We start from the raw sequence: 21021 nt of genomic DNA, 5'->3' as shown, positions 1-21021 counted from the left end.
CCCGCGCAGCGCGGAGAAGGAAGCGACCAGGTGGCGGAAAAGACGGCCCAGACGATTTATATCGACGCGGACCCGGGCACGGTCATGGACGTGATCGCCGACATCAGCTCTTATCCCACCTGGGTGTCGGAATACAAAGAGGCCGACGTCCTGGAATCCGACCCGGCCGGCAACCCTAAGGTGGCCCGGCTGGTGCTCGACACCAGCGTGCTCAAAGACACCCTGGTGTTGTCCTACAAGTGGCCCAAAGACCGCAAGTCGGTCAGCTGGTCGCTGGTGTCCAGCTCACTGCTGAAGTCCCTCGACGGCGTATATCGGTTGGCGCCCAAGGGTTCCGGCACCGAAGTGACCTACGAACTCACGGTCGATCTGGCGATTCCCATGATCGGTTTGCTCAAGCGCAAGGCCGAACGCAGGTTGACCGACACCGCACTGAAGGATCTGAAGAAACGAGTAGAGGCTGAGTGAGTCGGCAGCGCCCGCCCTCGCCCGCATCAGTCTTTTCGTCGGCAAGGGTGGGGTAGGAAAGTCCACCTTGGCGGCTGCAACGGCCGTGCATGAAGCGCGCGCGGGCCAGCGTGTGCTGCTGGTCTCCACCGACCAGGCGCACTCGCTGGGCGACGTGCTCGGTGTGACGGTCACGCCGAACGGCAATCGCGACACGGTGCGGGTGATGGCCGATCTCGAGACCGGCTCACTCGACACACTGGCGCTGGACACTTTGGCGCTGCTCGAGACCCGATGGCACGCCGTCGCCGAGACGTTGGGCGGTCGCTTTCCCGAGTCCGAACTGGAAGATATTGCGCCCGAGGAACTTTCGGCACTGCCGGGCGTTCAGGAAGTGCTCGGTCTGTCCGAGGTGGGCGAGCTCGCCGGCTGCGGGCAGTGGGACCACCTGGTGGTGGATTGCGCATCGACCGCAGACGCGCTGCGGATGTTGACGCTGCCCGCCACCTTCGCGCTGTACGTCGAGCGCGCGTGGCCACGTCACCGCAGGTTGTCGGCCGGCTCCGACGATCCGCGTTCCATCGCGGTGGTGGAACTGTTGGAGCGCATCAGCTCCCACGTCGAGAAGCTCAGCGCGCTGCTGACCGACGGGACGCGAGTGGGCGCACATCTGGTGCTGACGGCCGAGCGCGTGGTGGCGGCCGAAGCGCTGCGGACCCTCGGTTCGCTGGCCCTGATGGGCGTGCGGGTCGAAGAATTGATCGTCAACCAAATTCTGATGCAAGACGATTCGTACGAATACCGAAATCTGCCGGCGCATCCGGCTTTCGACTGGTACTCGGAGCGAATCAGCGAGCAGCGGACCGTCCTGGATGAACTCGGCACCGCGATCGGCGACGTGGCCCTGGTGCTCACGCCGCATCTGGCCGGTGAACCGATCGGGGTCAAGGCCCTGGCTGAACTGCTGGACAGCGCGCGTCGCCGGGACGGGTCGGCGCCACCAGGCCCGCTGCGCCCGGTGGTCGATCTGGAATCAGGATCCGGACTGCAGTCGATCTACCGATTACGGCTAGAGTTGCCGCAGATCGAGTCCGGCGCCCTCACCTTGGGCCGGGTGGGTGACGACCTGATCGTCGGCGCCGGTGGGATGCGACGCAGAGTGCGCCTGGCGTCGGTCTTACGACGGTGCACGGTTGTCGACGCGCATCTTCGCGGAGGCGAACTGACGGTGCGTTTTCAACCTGATCCGGAGGTGTGGCCGAAGTGACCACGCACTCCGACATCGGACCGGAACTCCGCAGACTCGCCCAGAAGATCCTCGACCAGCTCGACCCCGCGATTCGGGTGGCGGCCGCACGCGCCGGCGGAAACGGCGCCGGTACCGGTGCCTGCCAGCAGGTCTGGTGCCCGGTGTGTGCGCTGGCCGCCGTGGTCAGCGGCGACGAGCATCCCCTGGTGACCGTCATCGCCGAGCACAGCGTGGCATTGCTGGCGGTGATCCGCGCCATCGTCGAGCCGGCCGGTCAGCCGACGCCACCACCGCCGGACGGCTCACCGAACGGAGCAGGGCCGGAGCACGCACCCGAGGTGCCGGCGCCGACGAGCCGCTACCAACCGATCGTCGTCACCGTCGAGGAGTGATCGCGCTGGCCGCCTACCACATCGGTCTTCCCGGTGTCGCGGTGTTGGCGAGTCACCCATGTCATGTGGTCGCACACACACTCGGTCGGTACTCTTGGCGAAACACTGTTGGCGCGGCTGAGAAGGGAGCCTCATGGCGTACTGGCTTTTGAAGTACATCTTCCTCGGCCCGTTGCTCGCGTTGCTGGGTCGGCCGAAAATCGAAGGCCTCGAACACGTCCCGCAATCCGGCCCGGCCATTCTGGCCAGCAATCACCTGGCGGTGATGGACAGCTTCTATCTGCCGCTGGTGGTGCGCCGGCGGATCACGTTCCTGGCCAAATCGGAATACTTCACCGGAACCGGCTTCAAGGGCTGGTTGAGCCGGTGGTTCTTCACCGCCGTCGGCCAGGTGCCGATCGACCGGAGCAGCGCCGATGCCGCCCAGGCCGCCCTCGACACCGCCAAGCGGGTTCTGGATCAGGGCAAGTTGCTCGGCATGTACCCCGAAGGCACCCGCTCGCCCGACGGACGGCTCTACAAGGGCAAGACCGGACTGGCACGCCTCGCCCTGGAGACCGGTGTCCCGGTGATTCCGGTCGCGATGATCGGTACCAACAAGGTGAACCCGCCCGGCACCTCCATGCTGCGATTCGGCAAGGTCACCGTCCGGTTCGGCAAGCCGATGGACTTCTCCCGGTTCGAGGGTCTGGCCGGCAACCGCTTCATCGAACGAGCCGTCATCGACGAGGTGATCTACGAGCTGATGGGACTCTCCGACCAGGAGTACGTCGACATCTACGCCGCGACCCTGAAGAACAACGACAGTCCGCCGCCGGCGGGAAAAGTACCGCCGTCTCGGATTCCTGAGACGGCAGCCGGGTAGCGAACCAACCTCGGTATCAGCTGACCGCCGACACCGGCGTGGTCACGACCGACGGCCGCGGCGAATCCGTGGCGATTACCCGCACGGCAGCGGTGACACCGGCCACCACGATGGTCGCCAGCGCCCACCACAGGTAGGACGCACCGACCAACTGTCGCCACCATGATGCGGTGACCTCGTGGTGCTTGGGCATCAGGTCGATCGGCGTCCACATCATCACGGCCACCCCGGCAGCGCTCACCAGGCCCAGCGCGACACTGCGCTGCCGCCACGCCAGCGTGGCCGTCACCAGCACCGCGGGCAGCATCCACACCCAGTGGTGCGACCAGGACACCGGCGACACCGCCAACCCGAACAGCGCGATGCAGATCACCGCCAGCACCGGCTCGTCGGCCCGCAGCGCCCGGCGCGCGGCCCACACCGTCAGCGCCAACACCAGGAAGCAGGCTGCCACCCACGGCAAGAACCGCTGATGGTCGTCCAGGCCGAGCCGGGCCAGTGTTCCGGCGATGTTCTGGTTGGTGTTCAAGCTGGCCGACCCGATCCGGTCGGTGTTGCGCACGGTGTGGGTCCAGTACTCCCACGAGTCCTGCCAGGCCAACGCGAACCCCGCCGCAATCGCGGCGACCACCGAGGCCAGCGACGTCAGCACGGCGCGCCGGTCACGACGCAGCACGAAATACAGCAGGAACACCGCGGGTGTGAGCTTGAGCGCGATACCCAGTCCGAGCAGCACTCCGCGGGGCCACGTCGTGCGGCGCGGCACGCACTCGGCGATCACCAGCGTCATCAGCACGACGTTGATCTGCCCGAAGGCGAAGTTCGCCGCGATGGGTTCCCAGTGCAGCGTCGCGAAGGACACCACCAGCGCGGTCAGCCACCACCGGCGCAGCCACGCCGGGCCCGGCACCACCCGGGATTCGGCCCAGACGTCCAGCCGGGTCAGCACAATCATCGTCGAGACCAGCAGCAGCACCAGCGTGATCAGCGTGATCGTCACGCTGGCGGCCGGCATCCCCAGCCAGGCGAACGGCGCGAACATCACGGCGGCCAGCGGGGGATAGGTGAACGGCAGATTCAGCCCGATCGGGGTGTGGAACTTGACGTCGTGGCTGTACAGCGGGTGCCCGTCCAGCCAGGCTTGCCCACCCATCCGGTACACGTCGATGTCGATGCGGTAGACCGTGCTCCCGAGCACTCGCCATCCGGCGTAGCCCAGCGCGGCCAGTGCCGCCAACTGCAGCACCACCCAGCAGGCATTTCGCCAGCTGGCGGGCTGTGCTGTGGCGACCTGCCCACGCGAACTGCCCGCTTCGGGCAAGCGCCATCTAGTCATGTCGGTGAACAGCCTATCGGTGCGTGCGCCTCATTCGGTGTCGCGGACGGCCATCCTGGCAAGATGCGCGTAGCTTTTCTAAGGTGCTCTACTGGCTCCAGCACGACATCATCGGCCGCGGCCGGCTGCCGCTGTTGTGCTGCCTGATCGCTTTCATCCTCACCTTCTTCGTGACGCGAACGTTCGTCCGGGTGATCCGCCGACGCAAGAGCATCGGTCGGCCGCCGCAATGGTGGGAACCGCGCAACATCCACATCGGCTCCAAGCACATCCACCACGTGGTGATCGGCGTCGTGCTGGTGATGATCTCGGGTGTGACCCTGGTGACCATGTCGGTCAACGGAACCGAGCCGCAATTCACCGCCGTGGCAATCGTTTTCGGTATCGGTGCCGCGCTCGTGCTCGACGAGTACGCGTTGATTCTGCACGTGTCCGACGTCTACTGGGAGGAAGACGGCCGAACCTCGGTCGACGCCGTCTTCGCCGCGATCGCGGTGGGCGGGCTGCTGGTGCTGGGCCTGCATCCGCTGATGTTCTTCCTCAGTCTCTGGCGGGACACCACTCATTCCACCGTGCTACGCGCCGCGCTGGTGTTCGCGATGGCGCTGACGCTGCCACTGGCGACGCTGGTCATGCTCAAGGGCAAAGTGTGGACCGGGCTGATCGGCATGTTCTTCGTCCCGCTGCTGCTGATCGGGGCGATTCGGTTGTCCCGGCCGCAGGCTCCGTGGGCCCGCTACGTCTACATGCGCAGGTTGAACAAGATGAGCCGCGCGCTGCAGCGCGAACGCCAGCTGCGCCGTCCGGTGGTGCGGGCCAAGCTGTGGTTGCAGTACGCCGTCGCCGGCACGCCGCGGCTACCGTCGCCCCGCCTGGTCGACGCACAGCTCGACCGCGAAGTGCATCCCGCTCCGCCGCCGGATCAGGTGCCGAGCGTGCTCGCCAACGGGCTCGGTGTGGGGTAGCCGGCTTGCGATATTTCTACGACACCGAATTCATCGACGACGGGTACACCATCGAGCTGATCTCGATCGGGGTGGTCGCCGAAGACGGACGCGAATACTACGGCATCTCAACCGAATTCAACCCGGACCGAGCAGGTAGCTGGGTGCGCGCCAACGTGTTGCCCAAGCTGCCGTCGCCGGCCTCGAAGCTGTGGCGTTCACGCGCACAGATCCGCGCCGACCTCGAGACGTTCTTCGACGTGGACGGGCCCGAGCCGATCGAATTGTGGGCCTGGGTCGGCGCATACGACCACGTCGCGCTGTGCCAGTTGTGGGGGCCGATGACCCATCTCCCACCGCCCATTCCGCGATTCACCCACGAGTTACGACAGCTCTGGGAGGAGCGCGGCAGCCCGAAAATGCCGCGCCGCTCGGCCAACGTGCACGACGCCCTGGTGGACGCTCGCGACCAGCTGACGCGCTACCAGGTGATCACGGCCGGCGACGCGGACGGCGCGGTCGCGCGCTGAGAAGTCGGCCACATCAGATCGATGCTCAACAGGCCTGTCGGGCCTGCTAGCGGGGTGTGCGAGCGCCGGAAATACCCGGTTACCATGGACTGGTGAACTCGACCGTCGACCTTCCCATCGAGCAGCTCCCCGCGCTGCCTCCACTGCCGGAGGAGCTGCGCGCCCGCCTGGACGCCGCGCTGGCCAAACCCGCCGCGCAGCAGCCGAGCTGGACGCGCGAGCAGGTCGAGCCGTGGCGAACGGTTCTCGAGAGCGTCCCGCCGGTGACGGTGCCGTCGGAGGTCCTGCGGCTGCAGGAGATGCTGGCCCAGGTCGCCCGCGGTGAGGCATTCCTGCTGCAGGGCGGCGACTGCGCCGAGACGTTCGTCGACAACACCGAGCCGCACATCAGGGGCAACATCCGCACCCTGCTGCAAATGGCCGTCGTGCTGACCTACGGCGCCAGCATGCCGGTGCTCAAGGTGGCCCGCATCGCCGGGCAGTACGCCAAGCCGCGATCCGCTGACACCGACGCCCTCGGCCTGCGGTCCTACCGCGGCGACATGGTCAATGGATTCGCCCCCGACGCCGCGGTGCGCGAGCACGACCCGTCGCGGCTGGTGCGCGCCTACGCCAACGCCGGCGCCGCGATGAACCTGGTGCGCGCGCTGACGTCGTCCGGCCTGGCGTCGCTGCACCAGGTGCACGACTGGAACCGCGAATTCGTCCGGACCTCGCCGGCCGGCGCTCGCTACGAGGCACTGGCGTCTGAGATCGACCGCGGCCTGAAATTCATGAGCGCGTGCGGGGTGGCCGACAGTAACCTGCAGACCGCCGAAATCTACTCCAGCCATGAGGCTTTGGTGCTCGACTACGAGCGGGCCATGCTGCGGCTGTCCGACCCGGAGGACGGCGAGCCCGAGCTGTACGACCTGTCGGCGCACTACCTGTGGATCGGCGACCGGACCCGTCAACTCGACGGCGCGCACATCGCGTTCGCCGAGGTGATCGCCAACCCGATCGGCGTCAAGATCGGGCCGTCGACCACACCGGACCAGGTGGTCGAGTACGTCGAGCGTCTCGACCCGCACAACAAGCCGGGCCGCCTGACGCTGGTCAGCCGGATGGGCAACAACAAGGTCCGCGAACTGCTGCCGCCGATCATCGAAAAGGTCCAGGCGACAGGGCATCAGGTGATCTGGCAGTGCGACCCGATGCACGGCAACACCCACGAGTCGTCCACCGGATACAAGACGCGGCACTTCGACCGGATCGTCGACGAGGTGCAGGGCTTCTTCGAGGTGCACCGGGCGCTGGGCACCTACCCCGGTGGCATCCACGTCGAGATCACCGGCGAGAACGTCACCGAGTGTCTCGGTGGGGCGCAGGATATTTCGGACACCGACCTCAGTGGGCGCTACGAGACGGCGTGCGACCCGCGACTGAACACCCAGCAGTCGCTGGAGCTGGCGTTCCTGGTCGCGGAGATGCTGCGCGACTAAAACGTGTCGGACCCGGCTGGGATGATCGTTGTATGTCATCGTTCCCATCTGCCGGCGCCGATGTGGTGAGTCCTGCCCCTCGTCTTGAGGTGTTGTTCGAGGAGTTGGCGGAGCTTTCTGGTCAGCGCAATGCGATTGACGGTCGGATTGTGGAGATCGTCGCCGAGATGGATCGCGATGAGCTCTGTGGGGCTACGGGTGCGTGGTCGGTGGCAGCGTTGGTGGCTTGGAAGTTGGGCTCGTCGTCGGGCAACGCGCACACCATCACCACGGTCGCGGGCCGGTTGGAGGAGTTTCCGCGCTGCGCGGCGGGAATGCGGGAGGGGCGGTTATCGCTGGACCAGGTCGGAGTGATCGCCGCGGGCGCCGGTGAGGGTTTTGATGAGCATTACGCCGAGCTGGCCTCCGTTGCGACGGTTAACCAGCTGCGCACCGCGGTCAAGCTGGAACCGCGACCCGAGCCCGACCCGCTCCCTGGACCGCGGCGCTCGATCGCCAAAACCTCCGGCGAGACGTCCAGCTGTTGGCGGATCACCTTGCCGCTGCTGGACGCGGCGAAGTTCGACGCGGCACTGCAGTCGCACCTGGATGCGATGGTCGCTGAGTGGAAGCAGGATCACGGCCCCAGCGCGTCCGCCGCAGACGTCGCGCCACCGTTCCCCGACACCGCTGATGCCCTCCTGCGCCTGGTGGACGCCGGCTGGGATGCCGAAGCCGCCCGCCGGCCCCACGGGCAGCACACGACGGTCGTGATGCACGTCGAGGTGCAGCAGCGTCTGGCCGCACTGCATCTGGGTCCCGCACTCACCGACGCTGACCGCCGCTACCTCAGCTGTGACGCCACCTGCGAAGTGTGGTTTCGACGCGGCGGTGAGCCGATCGGCGCAGGTCGCACCACGCGCACGATCAGCCGGCGGCTGCGCCGCGCTCTGGAACACCGCCACCGCTGCTGCGCGGTCCCGGGCTGTGGGGCCACCCGCGGTCTGCACGCCCATCACCTGCGGCACTGGGAAGACGGCGGCCCCACCGAGCTGGCCAACCTGGTCCTGCTGTGCCCGTATCACCACCGGCTACATCACCGCGGCGGCCTCACCATCACCGGGCCCGCAGATCAGCTCACCGTCACCGACAGCGACGGACAACCACTGACCTCAAACTCACTAGCGCGCCCACCGACAACGCCTCCGCCCGCGGTCCCACCGTGCCCAGGGCCGACCGGCGAACGCACCGACTGGTGGTGGTACGACCCATACCAACCCCAAGCGCCACCAACCAACAACTAGAACCAAATAGGTTCAGGCACAAACCAAGACGGGCCGGGTTGGTTAAGACTTGCCCGACTAGAGCAGTCCGCCGATGTTGCTGCCGAGCGTCCACGCCCCGGCCGCCACCATGCCGGTGATCGACAGCACGATCGCGATCCAGATCAGCATCATCCGGCGGGCGTGCTGACGTTCGAACGCGAACTCGATCAGGTCGATACCGGCGAATTGCCCTGCGATGTCCAGGTTTTCGCCGTCATCGTGCTCGGGTGCCATTTCCCGGGGATCCCGGGTCAGCTGGCGGGTCGGCTGGTGCACCGGCGGACGTGATGGGGATGGCTGACGCAGGTCCGCGGTGCGGTTCTGGTCGGTGGTGACCTGACTGCGGTGTTCGGCGGCGGAGCGATGTTGCGCCGAGTTGCGCGGTGAGGGCACCCGAAAATCGGGGAGCTGCAACTCATCGACGATCGCGGCCAGCTCCGCGCCCATGTCCTGGGCGTCGGCGTAACGCCCGGCCGGGTCGCGGGTGGTCGCGCGCTCGACCAGCTCGTCGAATTGCGCAGGGACTCCGCCGATCACGCTGCTCGGTGCCGGCACATCGGTGTCCAGACGCTGATATGCCACCGACAGCGCCGTGTCACCGGTGAACGGTGTCTGCCCGGTCAACAACTCGTAGGCAACGATCCCGGCGCTGTAGACATCGCTGCGCGGGCTGGCGTGGCCCTCCTTGACCTGCTCCGGCGAAAGGTAGGCCGCGGTGCCGAGAATGACGCTGGTGGAGGTGATTCCGGCTTCCGCGACGGCGCGCACCAGGCCGAAGTCGACAATCTTCACCTCGCCATCATCGGAAATCAACACGTTCTCGGGTTTGACGTCGCGATGCACCAGGCCGGCCCGATGTGCGGCGGCCAGGCCGCCGAGCACCGGACGCAGTACCGCGGCGACGGCGTGCGGTGGCATCGGACCGCGCTCGGCGAGTAGTTCGCGCAAGGTGCCGCCTTCGACCAATTCCATCACCAAGAACGGGTGGCGAGCATCGAGGCCTTGGTCGTAGACCGAGACCAGGCCGGGATCCTTCAGTCGCGCAACGCTGCGGGCCTCGAGTTGGAGGCGGGTCAGGAATTGCTGGTCGCCGGCATAGCGGGCGTCCATCACCTTGAGCGCGACCGGACGGTCCAGTCGGGTGTCGACGCCGCGGTACACCGTCGAGGTGCCGCCGGTGGCGATCTTGGTCGCGACGCGATAGCGCCCGTCCAGCAATGCGCCCTCGAGGGAGTCTTCACCTGCCGCTGCAGCCACGCGCCCATCGTAGGCGGCAGCCCGCTCCGGACGCCGAAACCGAACTCGTCGCGAGCCCGAACTCGGGACGGGAGCGGTCGTACACTGGTCCGGTGAGCAGGATTCCGGCCGGGGACGATGTGATCGACCCCGATGAACCGACCTACGATCTCCGGGTTGTCGCTGACTTGCTCGGGGTGTCGGTGACCAAGGTGCAGCAGCATCTCAAGGAAGGCCACCTGGTCGCGGTGCGCCGTGCGGGTGACGTGGTGGTGCCACAGATTTTTTTCACCAGCGCCGGGGAAGTGGTCAAAAGCCTGCCGGGGCTGCTGGTGGTCCTGCGCGACGGCGGATACCGCGACACCGAGATCGTGCGGTGGCTGTTCACCCCCGACCCGTCGCTGACGGTGCGGCGGGACGGCTCGCGTGACGCGCTGACCAACGCGCGGCCGGTCGACGCGCTGCACTCGCATCAGGCCCGCGAGGTGTTGCGCCGCGCCCAGGCGATGGCCTACTGATCGACCGCCCGGACGGGTGACTCCGGCCGCATCAGCGTGCGCCACGCGAACACGGCCACACCGGTCGCCAGGAGAACGTGCGGCCACGAGTACATCCCATGTGCCCCATCGGGTTTGAAGATCACCATGATCCAGGTGGAGAAGGCCGCGACTGCCGCCACCGCTTGTCGCGACTGGGCGAGGGGCGCCAGCACCGCCAGCGGCCACGAGTAGTACCACGGCAGGGCGGCCGGCGCGAACAACACCACGACCAGCATGGCCCATGCGATGCCGGCGATGGCCTGCCGGTCGTCGTGACGGAACCGCCACCACAACAGTGGCAGCGCGATCGCGATGATCCCGATCCCCACCGCGCGGGTAACCTGCAGCACCCCATAGAAATTCACCGAGAAAAGCAGCCCGCCGACAGCGTGGATCACATTCGCCGTCGCCGTCGGAATGCTCAGCCAGTTGATGATCTTCACCGACCCAGCCAGCGCTGTGAGCCAGCCCAGCCCCACGCCCGCCACGCCGGACAGCACCGCGAACACCGCGACGAAGATGGCCACCGACGTCCCCGCTGCCACCGAAAAGGCCCGCAGCGGTGGATATCCGCGCCGTTCACGCAGATGACGCATCCACACCCAGACCAGGAACGGCAGCGCCAGTCCCGCAGTGGCCTTGACCGCCGTACCCACGGCCACCACCGCGATCCCGGCGGAATCGCGTCGCTCGAGGGTCAGCGCGATGCCGGCGGCCATCAGGCCCACCATCAGCATCTCGTTGTGCACGCCACCCATCAAATGGATGATCACCAATGGATTCAGCGCGCACACCCACAGCGCGATGGACGCATTCGCACCGACGTGGCGTGCGATACGTGGTGTCGCCCACAGCAACAACGCCAAGCCGGGCAGCATGCACAACCGCAGCAGCATCGTCCCGACGATCACGTGGTTGCCGACCAGCATCGTCACCAGCCGGGCGATCATGATGAACGCCGGTCCATAGGGGGCGGTGGTGATCGTCCAAATCGGGCTGACGTTGTCCAGCAGGGGATTCGGGTTGTCGATAGGCCCGACCGCGTAGGGATCCAGGCCGTCCCGCAGCAGCGCCCCTTGCGCCAGATACGAATAGGTGTCCCGGCTGAACACCGGCACCGAGAGCAACAGTGGAGCCAGCCAGAAGCCGGTGGTGGCCACCATGGCGAATTGGTCTGCGGCTCCGGCGAGTACGCGCCTGCCCAGCCACAGCCACGCGCTCAGCATCAGCGCCACACCGATCCAGAGCAGGATCGAGGACAGCACCAGGCCGTGGCCGTAGCGCAGCCAGGACAGGTGCAACGTCTCCAGCAGCGGATCGTGCTGCTTGGTGCTGCCGGCCCCGAGGCCGCCGATGGTGATCAGCGCGGCGCCCAGGCATCCGAGCAGCGCCGGGCGGCCGTCGGGGGTGTGAGCGAATCGGCGCAGTCGTGAGAGCAGTTGGGACGCACCGATAGTCGAGGTGTCGGAGACGGGTGTCGGGGTGGCCATGGGCGTCAGGCGGACCGGTTGCTGGCCAGTGTGGCGAGTTCGGCGAGGCCGGTCTTGGCGGCGTCGTGAATCGGGGCGTCGGCCACCACCTCCAGCGCTTGCCGGGTCAGCGTGGCGATCCGGTCCTCCACGGCGGCCAGCGCACCGACCCCCTCGATCACAGCGCTCAATTCCCGGGCCTGACGATCGCTCAAGTCTGTACCGACGGATGACCGTAATCGGCTCGCGGCGGCGGTGTCTGACGCATCGGCCAACTCCAGCGCGGTGGCCAGCAGCACGGTGCGCTTGCCGGAGCGCAGGTCGTCTCCGGACGGTTTACCGGTCACCGCCGGATCGCCGAAAACCCCCAGCACGTCGTCGCGCAACTGAAAGGCCACGCCCAGTTGATTGCCGACCTCGTGGAAGAGCGCCTGCACGTCCGGGCGATCCGCCGCCGCGGCGGCGCCCAGCTGCAACGGGCGCGCCACGGTGTAGGACGCGGTCTTGTAGGTGTTGACCGCCATCGCCGAGGCGATCGACTCCGCGGCGCTGGCCTCGGACACGATGTCGAGGTACTGGCCCCCAAGCACCTCGGTACGGATGTCCGCCCACACCCGGCGCACCCGCTTGCAGGCATCGGGGGGCAGATCGGCGCCGGCGACGATGTCGTCGGCCCACGCCAGCGCGAGATCACCGAGCAGGATCGCCGCCGAGATGCCGAACTGATCGGCCGGTCCGCGCCATCCGCGATCGCGGTGCAGCGAGGCGTACTGGATGTGGGTGGTCGGACGCCCGCGCCGAGTCGCGGAGCAGTCGATGACGTCGTCGTGGATCAGCGCCGAGGCGTGCAGCAGTTCCAGCGCGGCGAACAACAGCAGTGCCTGCTCGTCGGCGTCCACGCTCGACACCGCCCGCCAACCCCAGTAGGCGAACACCGGCCGCAGCCGCTTGCCGCCGCCGAGCACGAAATCCTCCAGGCTCGCGGTCAGCGCGTCGTAGTCGCTGCCGATGTGGGCCGCTTCGCCCCGGCGGCCGCGCAGATACCTGCGCAGCTGGTCGGTGACGGCGTCGGCCAACTCAACGGTTGCCGTGGCTCCTGCGCTCAGCGCGACACCCCTTCCGGGTTACTGGCAATCATGGCTCGCCAAGTCTATTCGGCGCGGCATTGTCCAGCGGGTTTTGCCCGCCCCGGACCCGCCCGGCGGTGCGACCGACCGTCGCCGGGTAACTGCCGCGGTGGCCTCACTATGCTGTCGTGATGCGTGGCGAAGGCCGCCTGGCCAGCGCCGCATGCCGGCCGACGTGGGTTCGCAGCAGCTGTGCGCTGCGGCGGGGGAACTAGTCGTTGAATGAGGAGCAGCTCGTTGACTTTGAACACCATCGCGCTCGAGCTGGTGCCGCCGAACGTCGATCGCGGTAGCGAGCAGGCTCTCGAGGATGCGCACAAGGTGGTGCAGCTGGCGGCGAAAACCGGGATCGAAGGACGGATCGGGCACGTGATGATGCCCGGCCTGATCGAGGAGGACGACGACCGCCCGATCGAGATGAAGCCCAAGCTGGACGTGCTGGACTTCTGGTCGACCATTAAGCCTGAACTGCCCGGTGTGCGCGGATTGTGCAGCCAGGTCACCGCTTTCATGGATGAGGACGTCCTGCGTCAACGGCTCGGACAGCTCGTCGGAGCCGGCATCGACGGCATCGTGTTCGTCGGTGTGCCACGCACGATGGCCGACGGCGAAGGATCCGGCGTCGCGCCCACCGATGCCCTGTCGATCTATCAGGAGCTGGTGCACAACCGGGGCGTCATCCTGATTCCCACCCGCGACGGCGAGATCGGCCGGCTGAACTTCAAGTGCAACCAGGGCGCCACCTTCGCGCAGACCCAGCTGCTCTACTCCGATGCGATCGTGGGCTTTTTGACCGACTTCGCTAAGGAAACCGATCACCGGCCGGAGATCCTGCTGGGATTCGGGTTCGTGCCGAAGCTCGAAGAGAAGATCGGCTTCATCAACTGGCTGATCCAGGACCCGGGCAACGCCGCGGTCGCCGAGGAGCAGGCGTTCGTCACGACCCTGGCCAACACCGAACCGGTGCAGCGCCGCAAGCTGATTCTCGACCTCTACAAGCGGGTCATCGACGGTGTCGTCGACCTGGGATATCCGCTGAGCATCCATCTCGAGGCGACCTACGGCAACTCCTCGCCGGCCTTCGACACGTTCGCCGAGATGCTGGATTACTGGTCGCCGACGACCTGACGGTCAGCTGGACGACGAGTCGCTCGGCTCGGCGACTCGCGGCGAGCGGTCACGGCTGTACCAGGCCAATCCCGCTACGGCACCGGCCACGACGATCGACGCGAGGGTCAGCCACAGCGCCGCGCCCTGGAACGAGCGGGTGCTCGGATCGGTGTACCGAGCCTGCGCGCTCAGGATGCTGACCACGCCGGGCTTCAATTTCCACTGCACGGTCTGGTCGTCGACGCGGTCGCCGTTGGTGGAGGTCACCGGCCCCGGGAAGGCGACGGACAGTTCGACGTCGGCGTCGGGATCGTTCATCGACGTCAGGTCGGCGCGCCCTTCGAGGATCACCAGGTCGCCGGCTCTGCGCAGCGACAGGTTCACGCCCTGCGCGTCGGAGTTCATCCGCGCGAGTTCAGGAAGCTCGGCGAACGTCAGGTCGGAGAAGGTGGCCTGCGAACCGACATACCCGTCGCGGTCGTACTTGGAGACTGCGACCTTCTGACCGAATGTCAGGTTGGGGTCGAGCTGCGGACCGGTGTCCTTCTCGTTGCGTGGCTTGGCCGCCGCGATGATGTCGCCGGACACCAGATCGTCGGGGGAGATGGTGATCGACGCCTTGATCCGCACGCACCCGGCGAGCGCGGGTATCAGCAGCAACAGCAACGCGTACGCGGTGAGACGGCGGCCCACCGACCGTCCTGGGAGACTCCGGGGCAAGAGCTGTATACCGCTGGCGCGCACCAGGTCATCGTGCCAGACGGGGACCGCGCCGGTGCCACTACAGCGGCAGCTTGCGCCCCAGAATCGCGAATGCCCGCGGGTCGCCGGTGAAGTGGTAACCGCGAATGACGTCGATGAAGCCGAGTCGCCGGTAGAGCCGCCACGCGCGATTGGCCTCCCCGTTGGTTTCCGGCGTCGACAGCAGCACATTGGATTCGCTGCGCTCGGACAGCAACCGTCGGGCCAGCGCCTCGCCGAGCCCGCGGCCCTGCGCTCGCGGCAGGATGTGCAGTTCGGTCAGCTCGAAATAGCTGGTCATCAGCGCGGTGATCTCGATGTCGGGGAACCCGCTGCTCTGCAGGCCGGACACCACTTGTTGCTGCCACCACTGGTCAGGCGCGCCGCAGTAGCCGTACGCCACGCCCAGGAACGGGGCATCGCTCAACTCGGCCGATGACGGTTCCGTCCCGGCCGGGGTGTCGACCTCGACCGCGGCGACGGCCTGCCAGCCGCGCCGCCGGGTGTGCTCGAGCCACATCCCGGCGCGCTGATTCTCGGTGCCGGGCGGGTAGCGCATGGCGTCGACGTACACGCCCAGAGCATCGGAAAGCCGCCGCTGCATGTCCTGCGGCGGCAGGTTGATGAGGAACGTCACCAACGTGCGGTCTCCTCCTCGGTGGTCCGGTGCGGTACTTGTTCCCATTATCGGGACGGCGGCGAAACACCGAACGCCGACCGGTCGCTATTACAATCAGCGGGCGAAGCGGTGGTAACGGGCAGATTGACCTCGTATCATTCTTATTAGTTGTCCCCGCAGCGGGACGCAGACGTGCTACCGGTATCAACGTGACAGGTTTTCGGCAAGGAGGGACGAATGCCACTCTCCGATCATGAGCAGCGGATGCTCGACCAGATCGAGAGCGCTCTGTATGCCGAGGACCCGAAATTCGCCTCGAGCGTTCGCGGTGGCGGGTTGCGCGCGCCGACGGCACGACGGCGGCTGCAGGGTGCCGCCCTGTTCGTGCTCGGACTCGCGATGCTGGTCTCAGGAGTGGCCTTTAAGGCCACCATGATCGGAACGTTCCCGGTGCTGTCGGTGCTCGGCTTCGTGGTGATGTTCGGCGGTGTGGTCTTCGCCATCACCGGTCCCCGCCTCGCCGGCCGCGGCGAACGACCCGGGCCGGCCGCGGCCGCGCGGCAGCGTCGCGGCAAGAATGCCGGCTCGTTCACCAGTCGCATGGAAGACCGGTTCCGCCGCCGCTTCGAGGAGTAGCGCGCGAATCAAAAAAAGGGCAGCCAGCCGGGCTGCCCTTTTTTGTGCCCCACCGGCGGCGCCCTGACGCGGACATGCCGACATTTTCACCCACTACGCCCCACCGTGGCCAATAGCCGCAGTTCAAGGCCATTTTCAGCGTGGCTTTGACAATCCGGTCGGATAGCGTCTGGCCCAACTGGTGGCCGAGATCCTGCAGAAACGACACCTACCGGTGACATTCGCGTCGTTAAATGGAGCGAAGTGGGGGATTGTGGGGTATCGTGGCGGAAGTCGAAAGGCATGGAGGTGGCCAGATGTTTCTCGGCACCTACACGCCAAAACTCGACGACAAGGGGCGGCTCACGCTGCCGGCCAAGTTCCGCGACGCACTGGCAGGGGGGTTGATGGTCACCAAGAGTCAGGACCACAGCCTCGCCGTCTACCCGCGAACGGCGTTCGAGGATCTTGCCCGCAAGGCGAGCCAGACATCGCGCAGCAATCCGGAGGCTCGGGCGTTCCTGCGGAACCTGGCCGCCGGCACCGACGAACAGCATCCCGACGCGCAAGGCCGGATCACCTTGTCGGCAGACCACCGCCGCTACGCCAGCCTGTCCAAGGACTGCGTCGTCATCGGATCGATTGACTACCTGGAGATCTGGGACGCGGCGGCCTGGCAGCAGTACCAAGAGACCCACGAAGAGAACTTCTCCGCAGCCAGCGATGAAGCACTCGGCGACATTATCTGAGGCGCGTGCCCGTGCAACGTGGCCTCTGTCCGAACCGACCCTGACGTACTTCCCCAACGCCAGGTTCGTACCGTCGGACAGGGACCTCGATGCAGCGGCCGCCCTCCATGTCTCACGTCGGGAAGGTGCTCTGATGCCTGGCGCCACCGGTGATTTCGGTCATGTGCCCGTCCTGCTCGACCGCTGCGTCGAATTATTGCGCCCGGCATTGACACGCCATCACCCCGACGGCTCGGGCGCGGTGCTGATAGACGGAACCGTCGGCGCGGGCGGGCATGCCGAGCGCTTTCTCACCGAGCTGCCCGGTCTGCGACTGATCGGTGTCGACCGTGACCCGACCGCTCTCGACATCGTCCGCACCCGGCTCGCGCGATTTTCCGACCGGCTCACCCTGGTGCAGACCCGCTACGACGACATCGAGGCGGCGTTGGCCGAATCAGGCTGCGGTGCAACCGAATCCGTCGACGGCATGCTCTTCGACCTGGGTGTTTCGTCGATGCAGCTGGACCGCGCCGAGCGTGGGTTCTCCTACGCGCAGGACGCGCCGCTGGACATGCGCATGGATCCCACCTCGTCGCTGACGGCCGCCGAGATCCTCAACACCTACGACCAGGCCGCGTTGAGCGACATCTTGCGTCGGTACGGCGAGGAGAAGCTCGCCCGCCGGATCGCGACGCACATCGTCCGGCGGCGCGCGCGTTCGCCTTTCGTCTCGACGGCCGAGTTGGTCGAGGTCATCTACCAGGCGGTCCCGGCGCCGGCGCGGCGCACCGGGGGACACCCGGCGAAGCGGACATTCCAGGCCCTGCGCATCGCGGTCAACAGCGAACTCGACGCCCTGGGTGACATGCTGCCCGCCGCGCTGCAGGCCCTCGCTGTCGACGGGCGCATCGTGGTGATGGCCTACCAGTCGCTGGAAGACCGCATCGTCAAGCGGGCCTTCGCCGCGGCGACGACATCGAGCACGCCGTCGGACCTGCCGGTCGAATTGCCCGGGCATGCACCGAGATTCACATTGTTGACCCGCGGCGCCGAACGCGCCGACAACGCGGAGGTGCGGCGGAACCCGCGCAGTGCGGCGGTGCGATTGCGCGCCGTTGCGCGTGTGCTGTCGACGTCACCCGCAATGAGGAAGGGAGGCTCATGAAAGCCAAGCGCCCAGCGCAACCGCCCCGCGCCGGCGAACGGCGAAGCGGCCAGACCAGTACCTCCCGCACGCCGGGTCAGCGAACCGCCGATTCGGCGCCCGCCCGCCGCGGGCGTCAGCGCGCCGCAAAGCCCACCGCCCCGGCCCGCGAGCCACGCACCGCGCGGTCGGCCCCGCAAACCTCGCCGGTCGCCCGGCCGGTCGATCGTCCGGTCCGCGCCAAAAGCGCGAACCAGGCAAAGGCGCGCGCGAAGGCCCGCAAAGCCAAGGCGCCCAAGGTCGTTCGTCCGCCCCTGCGGGAACGCCTGCTCAACCGGATCGCTTCAGTCGACCTGCGGCCGCGCACGCTGGCGGCCAAGGTCCCATTCGTCGTACTGGTCATCGGTGCGTTGGGCGCAGGGCTCGGCCTCACCCTGTGGCTGTCCACCGACGCTGCCGAGCGGTCCTATCAGCTCGGCAGTGCCCGCCAGCGCACCGAGCTGCTGCAGCAGGAGAAAGAGGCGCTCCAGCGCGACGTGCAAGAAGCGCAGTCCGCACCGGCCCTGGCCGAGGCGGCCCGCGGGCTGGGCATGATTCCGACCCGCGACACCGCGCACCTGGTACAGGACCCGGCGGGCAACTGGGTGGTCGTCGGCACTCCCAAACCCGCGCAAGGCGTTCCGCCACCCCCACTGAACAGCAAGCTGCCCGACGAGAAGCCGGTAGCGCCCCAGGCTCCGCCGGCCAATCCGGTCGAGGTGCCCGCGCTGGTGTTGCCCGGCAACGGCGTTCCCGTTCCGCTGGCACCCGGTCCCGACGGAATGGTCCGCAGCCCCGACGGCGCCACCACGCTCGGTACCCAGCACCTGCCGTCACCCGACGGCCCGCTCCCGATGCCCGGCGCGGCGCCGGCGCCGGTACCGGGCATCCCGGTGCCGGGAGGCCCGCTGGCTCCGGGGGTTACACCAGTCCCCGGGCTGGCGCCCGCGATTCCCGCCGCGCCCGCGCCCCTGGTCGCGCCGGTCATCCCGCCGCCCAACGCGACACCCGGCCCGCCCGCCGGCGTGGCACCACCCGCAGTCGCACCCTCGCCGGCAGACTTACCAGGTATGCCGCATCACCTCGCTCCCGGCGGCCCTATGGTCGGTGAACAGTTCGGCCCCCTGACGGTTACCCCGCCAGGCGCGCCGCGATGAACAGACCCACCCCGCCAGGCAAGTCGAAACGGCCCAAGGGCGGGGTGCCGGCCCGCTCGGCACGCGAACGCCGGACCCGTCAGGCCGTCGAACTCGGAAGCCGCGGTACGTCATTCGTATTCCGGCACCGGGTCGGCAACGGCGTCATCTTCCTGGCCCTGCTGATCGCCGGCGCCCAGTTGTTCTATCTCCAGGTGCCGAAGGCCGCCGGGCTGCGCGCCGAGGCCGCGGGACAGCTGAAGGTCACCGACGTCTCGAAAGCGGTCCGCGGCAGCATCGTCGACCGCAACAACAACCAACTGGCGTTCACCATCGAAGCGCGTGCACTGACGTTTCAGCCGAAGCGGATTCTGAAGCAGCTGACCGAGGCCAAGCAGAAGAACGCGAAAGCGCCTGACCCACAGAAGCGACTGAACGAGATCGCCAAAGAGGTGGCGGTGCGGCTGAACAACAAGCCGGACAAAGCCACCGTCCTGAAGAAGCTGCGCAGCGACGACTCATTCGTCTACCTTGCCCGTGCCGTCGACCCCGCGATCGCGACCGCCATCACCCGCAAATTCCCGGAGATCGGTGCCGAGCGTCAAGACCTGCGTCAGTACCCCGGCGGCTCGTTGGCCGCCAACGTCGTCGGCGGAATCGACTGGGACGGACACGGTTTGCTCGGTCTGGAAGATTCCATGGACGCCGAACTGGCCGGCACCGACGGATCGGTCACCTACGACCGCGGCTCGGACGGCGTGGTGATCCCGGGCAGCTACCGCAACCAGCACCACGCGGTCAACGGCGCAACCATTCAGCTCACCATCGACGACGACATCCAGTTCTACGTCCAGCAGCAGGTGCAACAGGCCAAGAACCTGTCCGGTGCCCGCAATGTCTCTGCGGTGGTGATGGATTCCAAGACCGGCGAAGTGCTGGCGATGTCCAACGACAACACCTTCGACCCCTCCCAGGACATCGGGCGCCAGGGCGACAAGCAACTGGGCAACCCCGCGGTGTCCTCGCCATTCGAACCCGGTTCGGTGAACAAGATCATCACCGCGTCCTCGGTGATCGAGTACGGGCTGTCCAATCCCGCTGAGGTGCTGCAGGTTCCGGGGTCGATCAACATGGGTGGGGTGAATATCCACGACGCCTGGGCACACGGCGTCGCGCCCTACACCACGACCGGTGTATTCGGAAAGTCGTCCAACGTCGGAACGCTGATGCTGGCGCAACGGGTCGGGCCGCAACGCTATTTCGACATGCTGGAGAAGTTCGGCCTCGGTCAGCGCACCGGCATCGGCCTGCCCGGCGAGAGTGCGGGACTGGTTCCGCCGATCGGTCAATGGTCCGGCAGTTCGTTCTCCAACCTGCCGATCGGACAGGGCCTTTCGATGACTTTGATTCAGATGGCCGGCATGTATCAGGCGATCGCCAACGACGGCGTGCGGATGCCGCCGCGGATCATCAAATCCACCGTCGGCGCCGACGGCACACGCACCGACGAGCCGCGCCCCGAGGGCGTCCGGGTGGTGTCGCCTGAGACCGCGCGAACGGTCCGCAACATGCTGCGCGCCGTGGTGCAACGTGATCCCACCGGAGTGCAGCAGGGGACCGGGCCGGCCGCCGCGGTCGAGGGCTACCAGATCGCCGGCAAGACCGGCACCGCACAGCAGATCAACCCGGCGTGCGGCTGCTATTACGACAACGTCTACTGGATCACCTTCGCGGGCATGGCCACTACCGACGATCCGCGCTACGTCATCGGCATCATGATGGACAACCCCTCCCGCAACGCCGACGGCACCCCGGGCCACTCGGCGGCTCCGCTGTTCCACAACATCGCCGGCTGGCTGTTGCAGCGCGGGAACGTGCCGCTGTCGGCGGATCCCGGCCCTCCGCTGCTCCTGCAGGCGGGCTGACTCGACTGAATTGTGCGGCCCTCCCGCTGCTGCTAGAGAGAA

General features: G+C 67.3%; 21 protein-coding genes. 15 read left to right on the top strand and 6 right to left on the bottom strand.

The window, feature by feature from the left end:
- Positions 1 to 30: 30 nt before the first annotated feature.
- The 4 genes from ACZYW1_RS20265 to ACZYW1_RS20250 all read left to right on the top strand — a co-directional run bounded on the left by ACZYW1_RS20265 (position 31) and on the right by ACZYW1_RS20250 (position 2953).
- Complete coding sequence (locus ACZYW1_RS20265) at positions 31 to 468, top strand: SRPBCC family protein (protein WP_463788256.1); 438 nt, start codon at positions 31 to 33, stop codon at positions 466 to 468.
- Positions 461 to 1714, top strand: a complete 1254-nt coding sequence (locus ACZYW1_RS20260; RefSeq protein ID WP_463788813.1) for an ArsA family ATPase — start codon at positions 461 to 463, stop codon at positions 1712 to 1714. The genes ACZYW1_RS20265 and ACZYW1_RS20260 overlap by 8 nt, the downstream gene beginning before the upstream one ends.
- A complete protein-coding gene (locus tag ACZYW1_RS20255; RefSeq protein ID WP_463788255.1) occupies positions 1702 to 2088 on the top strand; it encodes a hypothetical protein in 387 nt (128 codons plus the stop codon). Before ACZYW1_RS20260 ends, ACZYW1_RS20255 begins: the two co-directional genes overlap by 13 nt.
- A gap of 133 nt (positions 2089 to 2221) precedes the next feature.
- A complete protein-coding gene (locus ACZYW1_RS20250; RefSeq protein WP_463788254.1) occupies positions 2222 to 2953 on the top strand; it encodes a lysophospholipid acyltransferase family protein in 732 nt (243 codons plus the stop codon).
- Positions 2954 to 2969: 16 nt separating this feature from the next.
- Here the strand turns inward: ACZYW1_RS20250 and ACZYW1_RS20245 are convergent, their stop codons facing one another.
- Positions 2970 to 4289, bottom strand: coding sequence for a glycosyltransferase 87 family protein (locus ACZYW1_RS20245; RefSeq protein ID WP_463788253.1), 1320 nt, complete (start codon positions 4287 to 4289; stop codon positions 2970 to 2972).
- An 83-nt stretch (positions 4290 to 4372) separates the two neighbouring features.
- On the opposite strand from ACZYW1_RS20245, the gene ACZYW1_RS20240 reads away from it, so the two are divergent.
- The 4 genes from ACZYW1_RS20240 to ACZYW1_RS20225 all read left to right on the top strand — a co-directional run bounded on the left by ACZYW1_RS20240 (position 4373) and on the right by ACZYW1_RS20225 (position 8527).
- Positions 4373 to 5254: a hypothetical protein gene (locus ACZYW1_RS20240; RefSeq protein ID WP_463788252.1), complete on the top strand. Its 882-nt coding sequence runs from the start codon at positions 4373 to 4375 to the stop codon at positions 5252 to 5254.
- A gap of 5 nt (positions 5255 to 5259) precedes the next feature.
- The gene (locus ACZYW1_RS20235) at positions 5260 to 5763 is read left to right on the top strand and encodes a polyadenylate-specific 3'-exoribonuclease AS (protein ID WP_463788251.1); all 504 of its coding nucleotides are present in this window, start codon (positions 5260 to 5262) and stop codon (positions 5761 to 5763) included.
- 92 nt (positions 5764 to 5855) lie between these two features.
- A complete protein-coding gene (locus ACZYW1_RS20230; protein WP_463788250.1) occupies positions 5856 to 7244 on the top strand; it encodes a class II 3-deoxy-7-phosphoheptulonate synthase in 1389 nt (462 codons plus the stop codon).
- Positions 7245 to 7276: 32 nt separating this feature from the next.
- Entirely contained in the window at positions 7277 to 8527 is a 1251-nt protein-coding gene (locus tag ACZYW1_RS20225) for an HNH endonuclease signature motif containing protein (protein ID WP_463788249.1), read from the top strand.
- A gap of 57 nt (positions 8528 to 8584) precedes the next feature.
- Here the strand turns inward: ACZYW1_RS20225 and ACZYW1_RS20220 are convergent, their stop codons facing one another.
- A complete protein-coding gene (locus ACZYW1_RS20220; RefSeq protein WP_463788812.1) occupies positions 8585 to 9766 on the bottom strand; it encodes a protein kinase domain-containing protein in 1182 nt (393 codons plus the stop codon).
- Between the two features lie 131 nt (positions 9767 to 9897).
- Here ACZYW1_RS20220 and ACZYW1_RS20215 point away from each other — a divergent pair, with 131 nt between their 5' ends.
- Positions 9898 to 10302 carry an Rv2175c family DNA-binding protein gene (locus ACZYW1_RS20215; RefSeq protein ID WP_463788248.1) on the top strand — a complete coding sequence of 135 codons (405 nt, stop codon included), beginning with the start codon at positions 9898 to 9900 and terminating at the stop codon, positions 10300 to 10302.
- On the opposite strand, the gene ACZYW1_RS20210 is transcribed toward ACZYW1_RS20215, so the two are convergent.
- Together ACZYW1_RS20210 and idsA2 are read right to left on the bottom strand one after the other, a co-directional pair.
- On the bottom strand, positions 10296 to 11813 hold the full coding sequence (locus ACZYW1_RS20210) for an alpha-(1->6)-mannopyranosyltransferase A (protein ID WP_463788247.1): 1518 nt from the start codon (positions 11811 to 11813) through the stop codon (positions 10296 to 10298). The genes ACZYW1_RS20215 and ACZYW1_RS20210 overlap by 7 nt on opposite strands.
- A gap of 5 nt (positions 11814 to 11818) precedes the next feature.
- Complete coding sequence (idsA2, locus tag ACZYW1_RS20205) at positions 11819 to 12868, bottom strand: bifunctional (2E,6E)-farnesyl/geranyl diphosphate synthase (protein WP_463788246.1); 1050 nt, start codon at positions 12866 to 12868, stop codon at positions 11819 to 11821.
- A gap of 288 nt (positions 12869 to 13156) precedes the next feature.
- Here idsA2 and ACZYW1_RS20200 point away from each other — a divergent pair, with 288 nt between their 5' ends.
- Positions 13157 to 14047 carry a mycobacterial-type methylenetetrahydrofolate reductase gene (locus tag ACZYW1_RS20200; protein ID WP_463788245.1) on the top strand — a complete coding sequence of 297 codons (891 nt, stop codon included), beginning with the start codon at positions 13157 to 13159 and terminating at the stop codon, positions 14045 to 14047.
- Between the two features lie 3 nt (positions 14048 to 14050).
- Here the strand turns inward: ACZYW1_RS20200 and ACZYW1_RS20195 are convergent, their stop codons facing one another.
- A complete protein-coding gene (locus ACZYW1_RS20195; protein ID WP_463788244.1) occupies positions 14051 to 14722 on the bottom strand; it encodes an LppM family (lipo)protein in 672 nt (223 codons plus the stop codon).
- An 88-nt stretch (positions 14723 to 14810) separates the two neighbouring features.
- Positions 14811 to 15410 carry a GNAT family N-acetyltransferase gene (locus ACZYW1_RS20190; RefSeq protein WP_463788243.1) on the bottom strand — a complete coding sequence of 200 codons (600 nt, stop codon included), beginning with the start codon at positions 15408 to 15410 and terminating at the stop codon, positions 14811 to 14813.
- A 216-nt stretch (positions 15411 to 15626) separates the two neighbouring features.
- Between ACZYW1_RS20190 and ACZYW1_RS20185 the strand changes: the two genes are divergently transcribed.
- From ACZYW1_RS20185 to ACZYW1_RS20165, 5 genes are all read left to right on the top strand, one after another.
- Positions 15627 to 16025: a DUF3040 domain-containing protein gene (locus ACZYW1_RS20185; protein ID WP_463788242.1), complete on the top strand. Its 399-nt coding sequence runs from the start codon at positions 15627 to 15629 to the stop codon at positions 16023 to 16025.
- 296 nt (positions 16026 to 16321) lie between these two features.
- A complete protein-coding gene (gene mraZ / locus ACZYW1_RS20180) occupies positions 16322 to 16753 on the top strand; it encodes a division/cell wall cluster transcriptional repressor MraZ (protein ID WP_463788241.1) in 432 nt (143 codons plus the stop codon).
- A 133-nt stretch (positions 16754 to 16886) separates the two neighbouring features.
- On the top strand, positions 16887 to 17900 hold the full coding sequence (rsmH, locus tag ACZYW1_RS20175) for a 16S rRNA (cytosine(1402)-N(4))-methyltransferase RsmH (protein ID WP_463788240.1): 1014 nt from the start codon (positions 16887 to 16889) through the stop codon (positions 17898 to 17900).
- On the top strand, positions 17897 to 19075 hold the full coding sequence (gene ftsL, locus ACZYW1_RS20170) for a cell division protein FtsL (protein ID WP_463788239.1): 1179 nt from the start codon (positions 17897 to 17899) through the stop codon (positions 19073 to 19075). Before rsmH ends, ftsL begins: the two co-directional genes overlap by 4 nt.
- Complete coding sequence (locus ACZYW1_RS20165; RefSeq protein ID WP_463788237.1) at positions 19072 to 20979, top strand: peptidoglycan D,D-transpeptidase FtsI family protein; 1908 nt, start codon at positions 19072 to 19074, stop codon at positions 20977 to 20979. The genes ftsL and ACZYW1_RS20165 overlap by 4 nt, the downstream gene beginning before the upstream one ends.
- The last annotated feature ends 42 nt before the right edge of the window (positions 20980 to 21021 follow it).

Source organism: Mycobacterium sp. IDUB_36, assembly GCF_055419225.1.
The sequence above is the reverse complement of the archived record's forward strand: the minus strand, read 5'-3'. Positions and strand labels throughout refer to the sequence as shown.

Excerpts from the sequence above, each read along its gene's own strand:
- ACZYW1_RS20250 (WP_463788254.1), top strand. The coding sequence starts at position 2,222 with ATGGCGTACTGGCTTTTGAAGTACATCTTCCTCGGCCCGTTGCTCGCG.
- ACZYW1_RS20245 (WP_463788253.1), bottom strand. The coding sequence starts at position 4,289 with ATGACTAGATGGCGCTTGCCCGAAGCGGGCAGTTCGCGTGGGCAGGTC.
- ACZYW1_RS20225 (WP_463788249.1), top strand. The coding sequence starts at position 7,277 with ATGTCATCGTTCCCATCTGCCGGCGCCGATGTGGTGAGTCCTGCCCCT.
- ACZYW1_RS20210 (WP_463788247.1), bottom strand. The coding sequence starts at position 11,813 with ATGGCCACCCCGACACCCGTCTCCGACACCTCGACTATCGGTGCGTCC.
- ACZYW1_RS20185 (WP_463788242.1), top strand. The coding sequence starts at position 15,627 with ATGCCACTCTCCGATCATGAGCAGCGGATGCTCGACCAGATCGAGAGC.
- mraZ (WP_463788241.1), top strand. The coding sequence starts at position 16,322 with ATGTTTCTCGGCACCTACACGCCAAAACTCGACGACAAGGGGCGGCTC.
- rsmH (WP_463788240.1), top strand. The coding sequence starts at position 16,887 with ATGCCTGGCGCCACCGGTGATTTCGGTCATGTGCCCGTCCTGCTCGAC.
- ftsL (WP_463788239.1), top strand. The coding sequence starts at position 17,897 with ATGAAAGCCAAGCGCCCAGCGCAACCGCCCCGCGCCGGCGAACGGCGA.
- ACZYW1_RS20165 (WP_463788237.1), top strand. The coding sequence starts at position 19,072 with ATGAACAGACCCACCCCGCCAGGCAAGTCGAAACGGCCCAAGGGCGGG.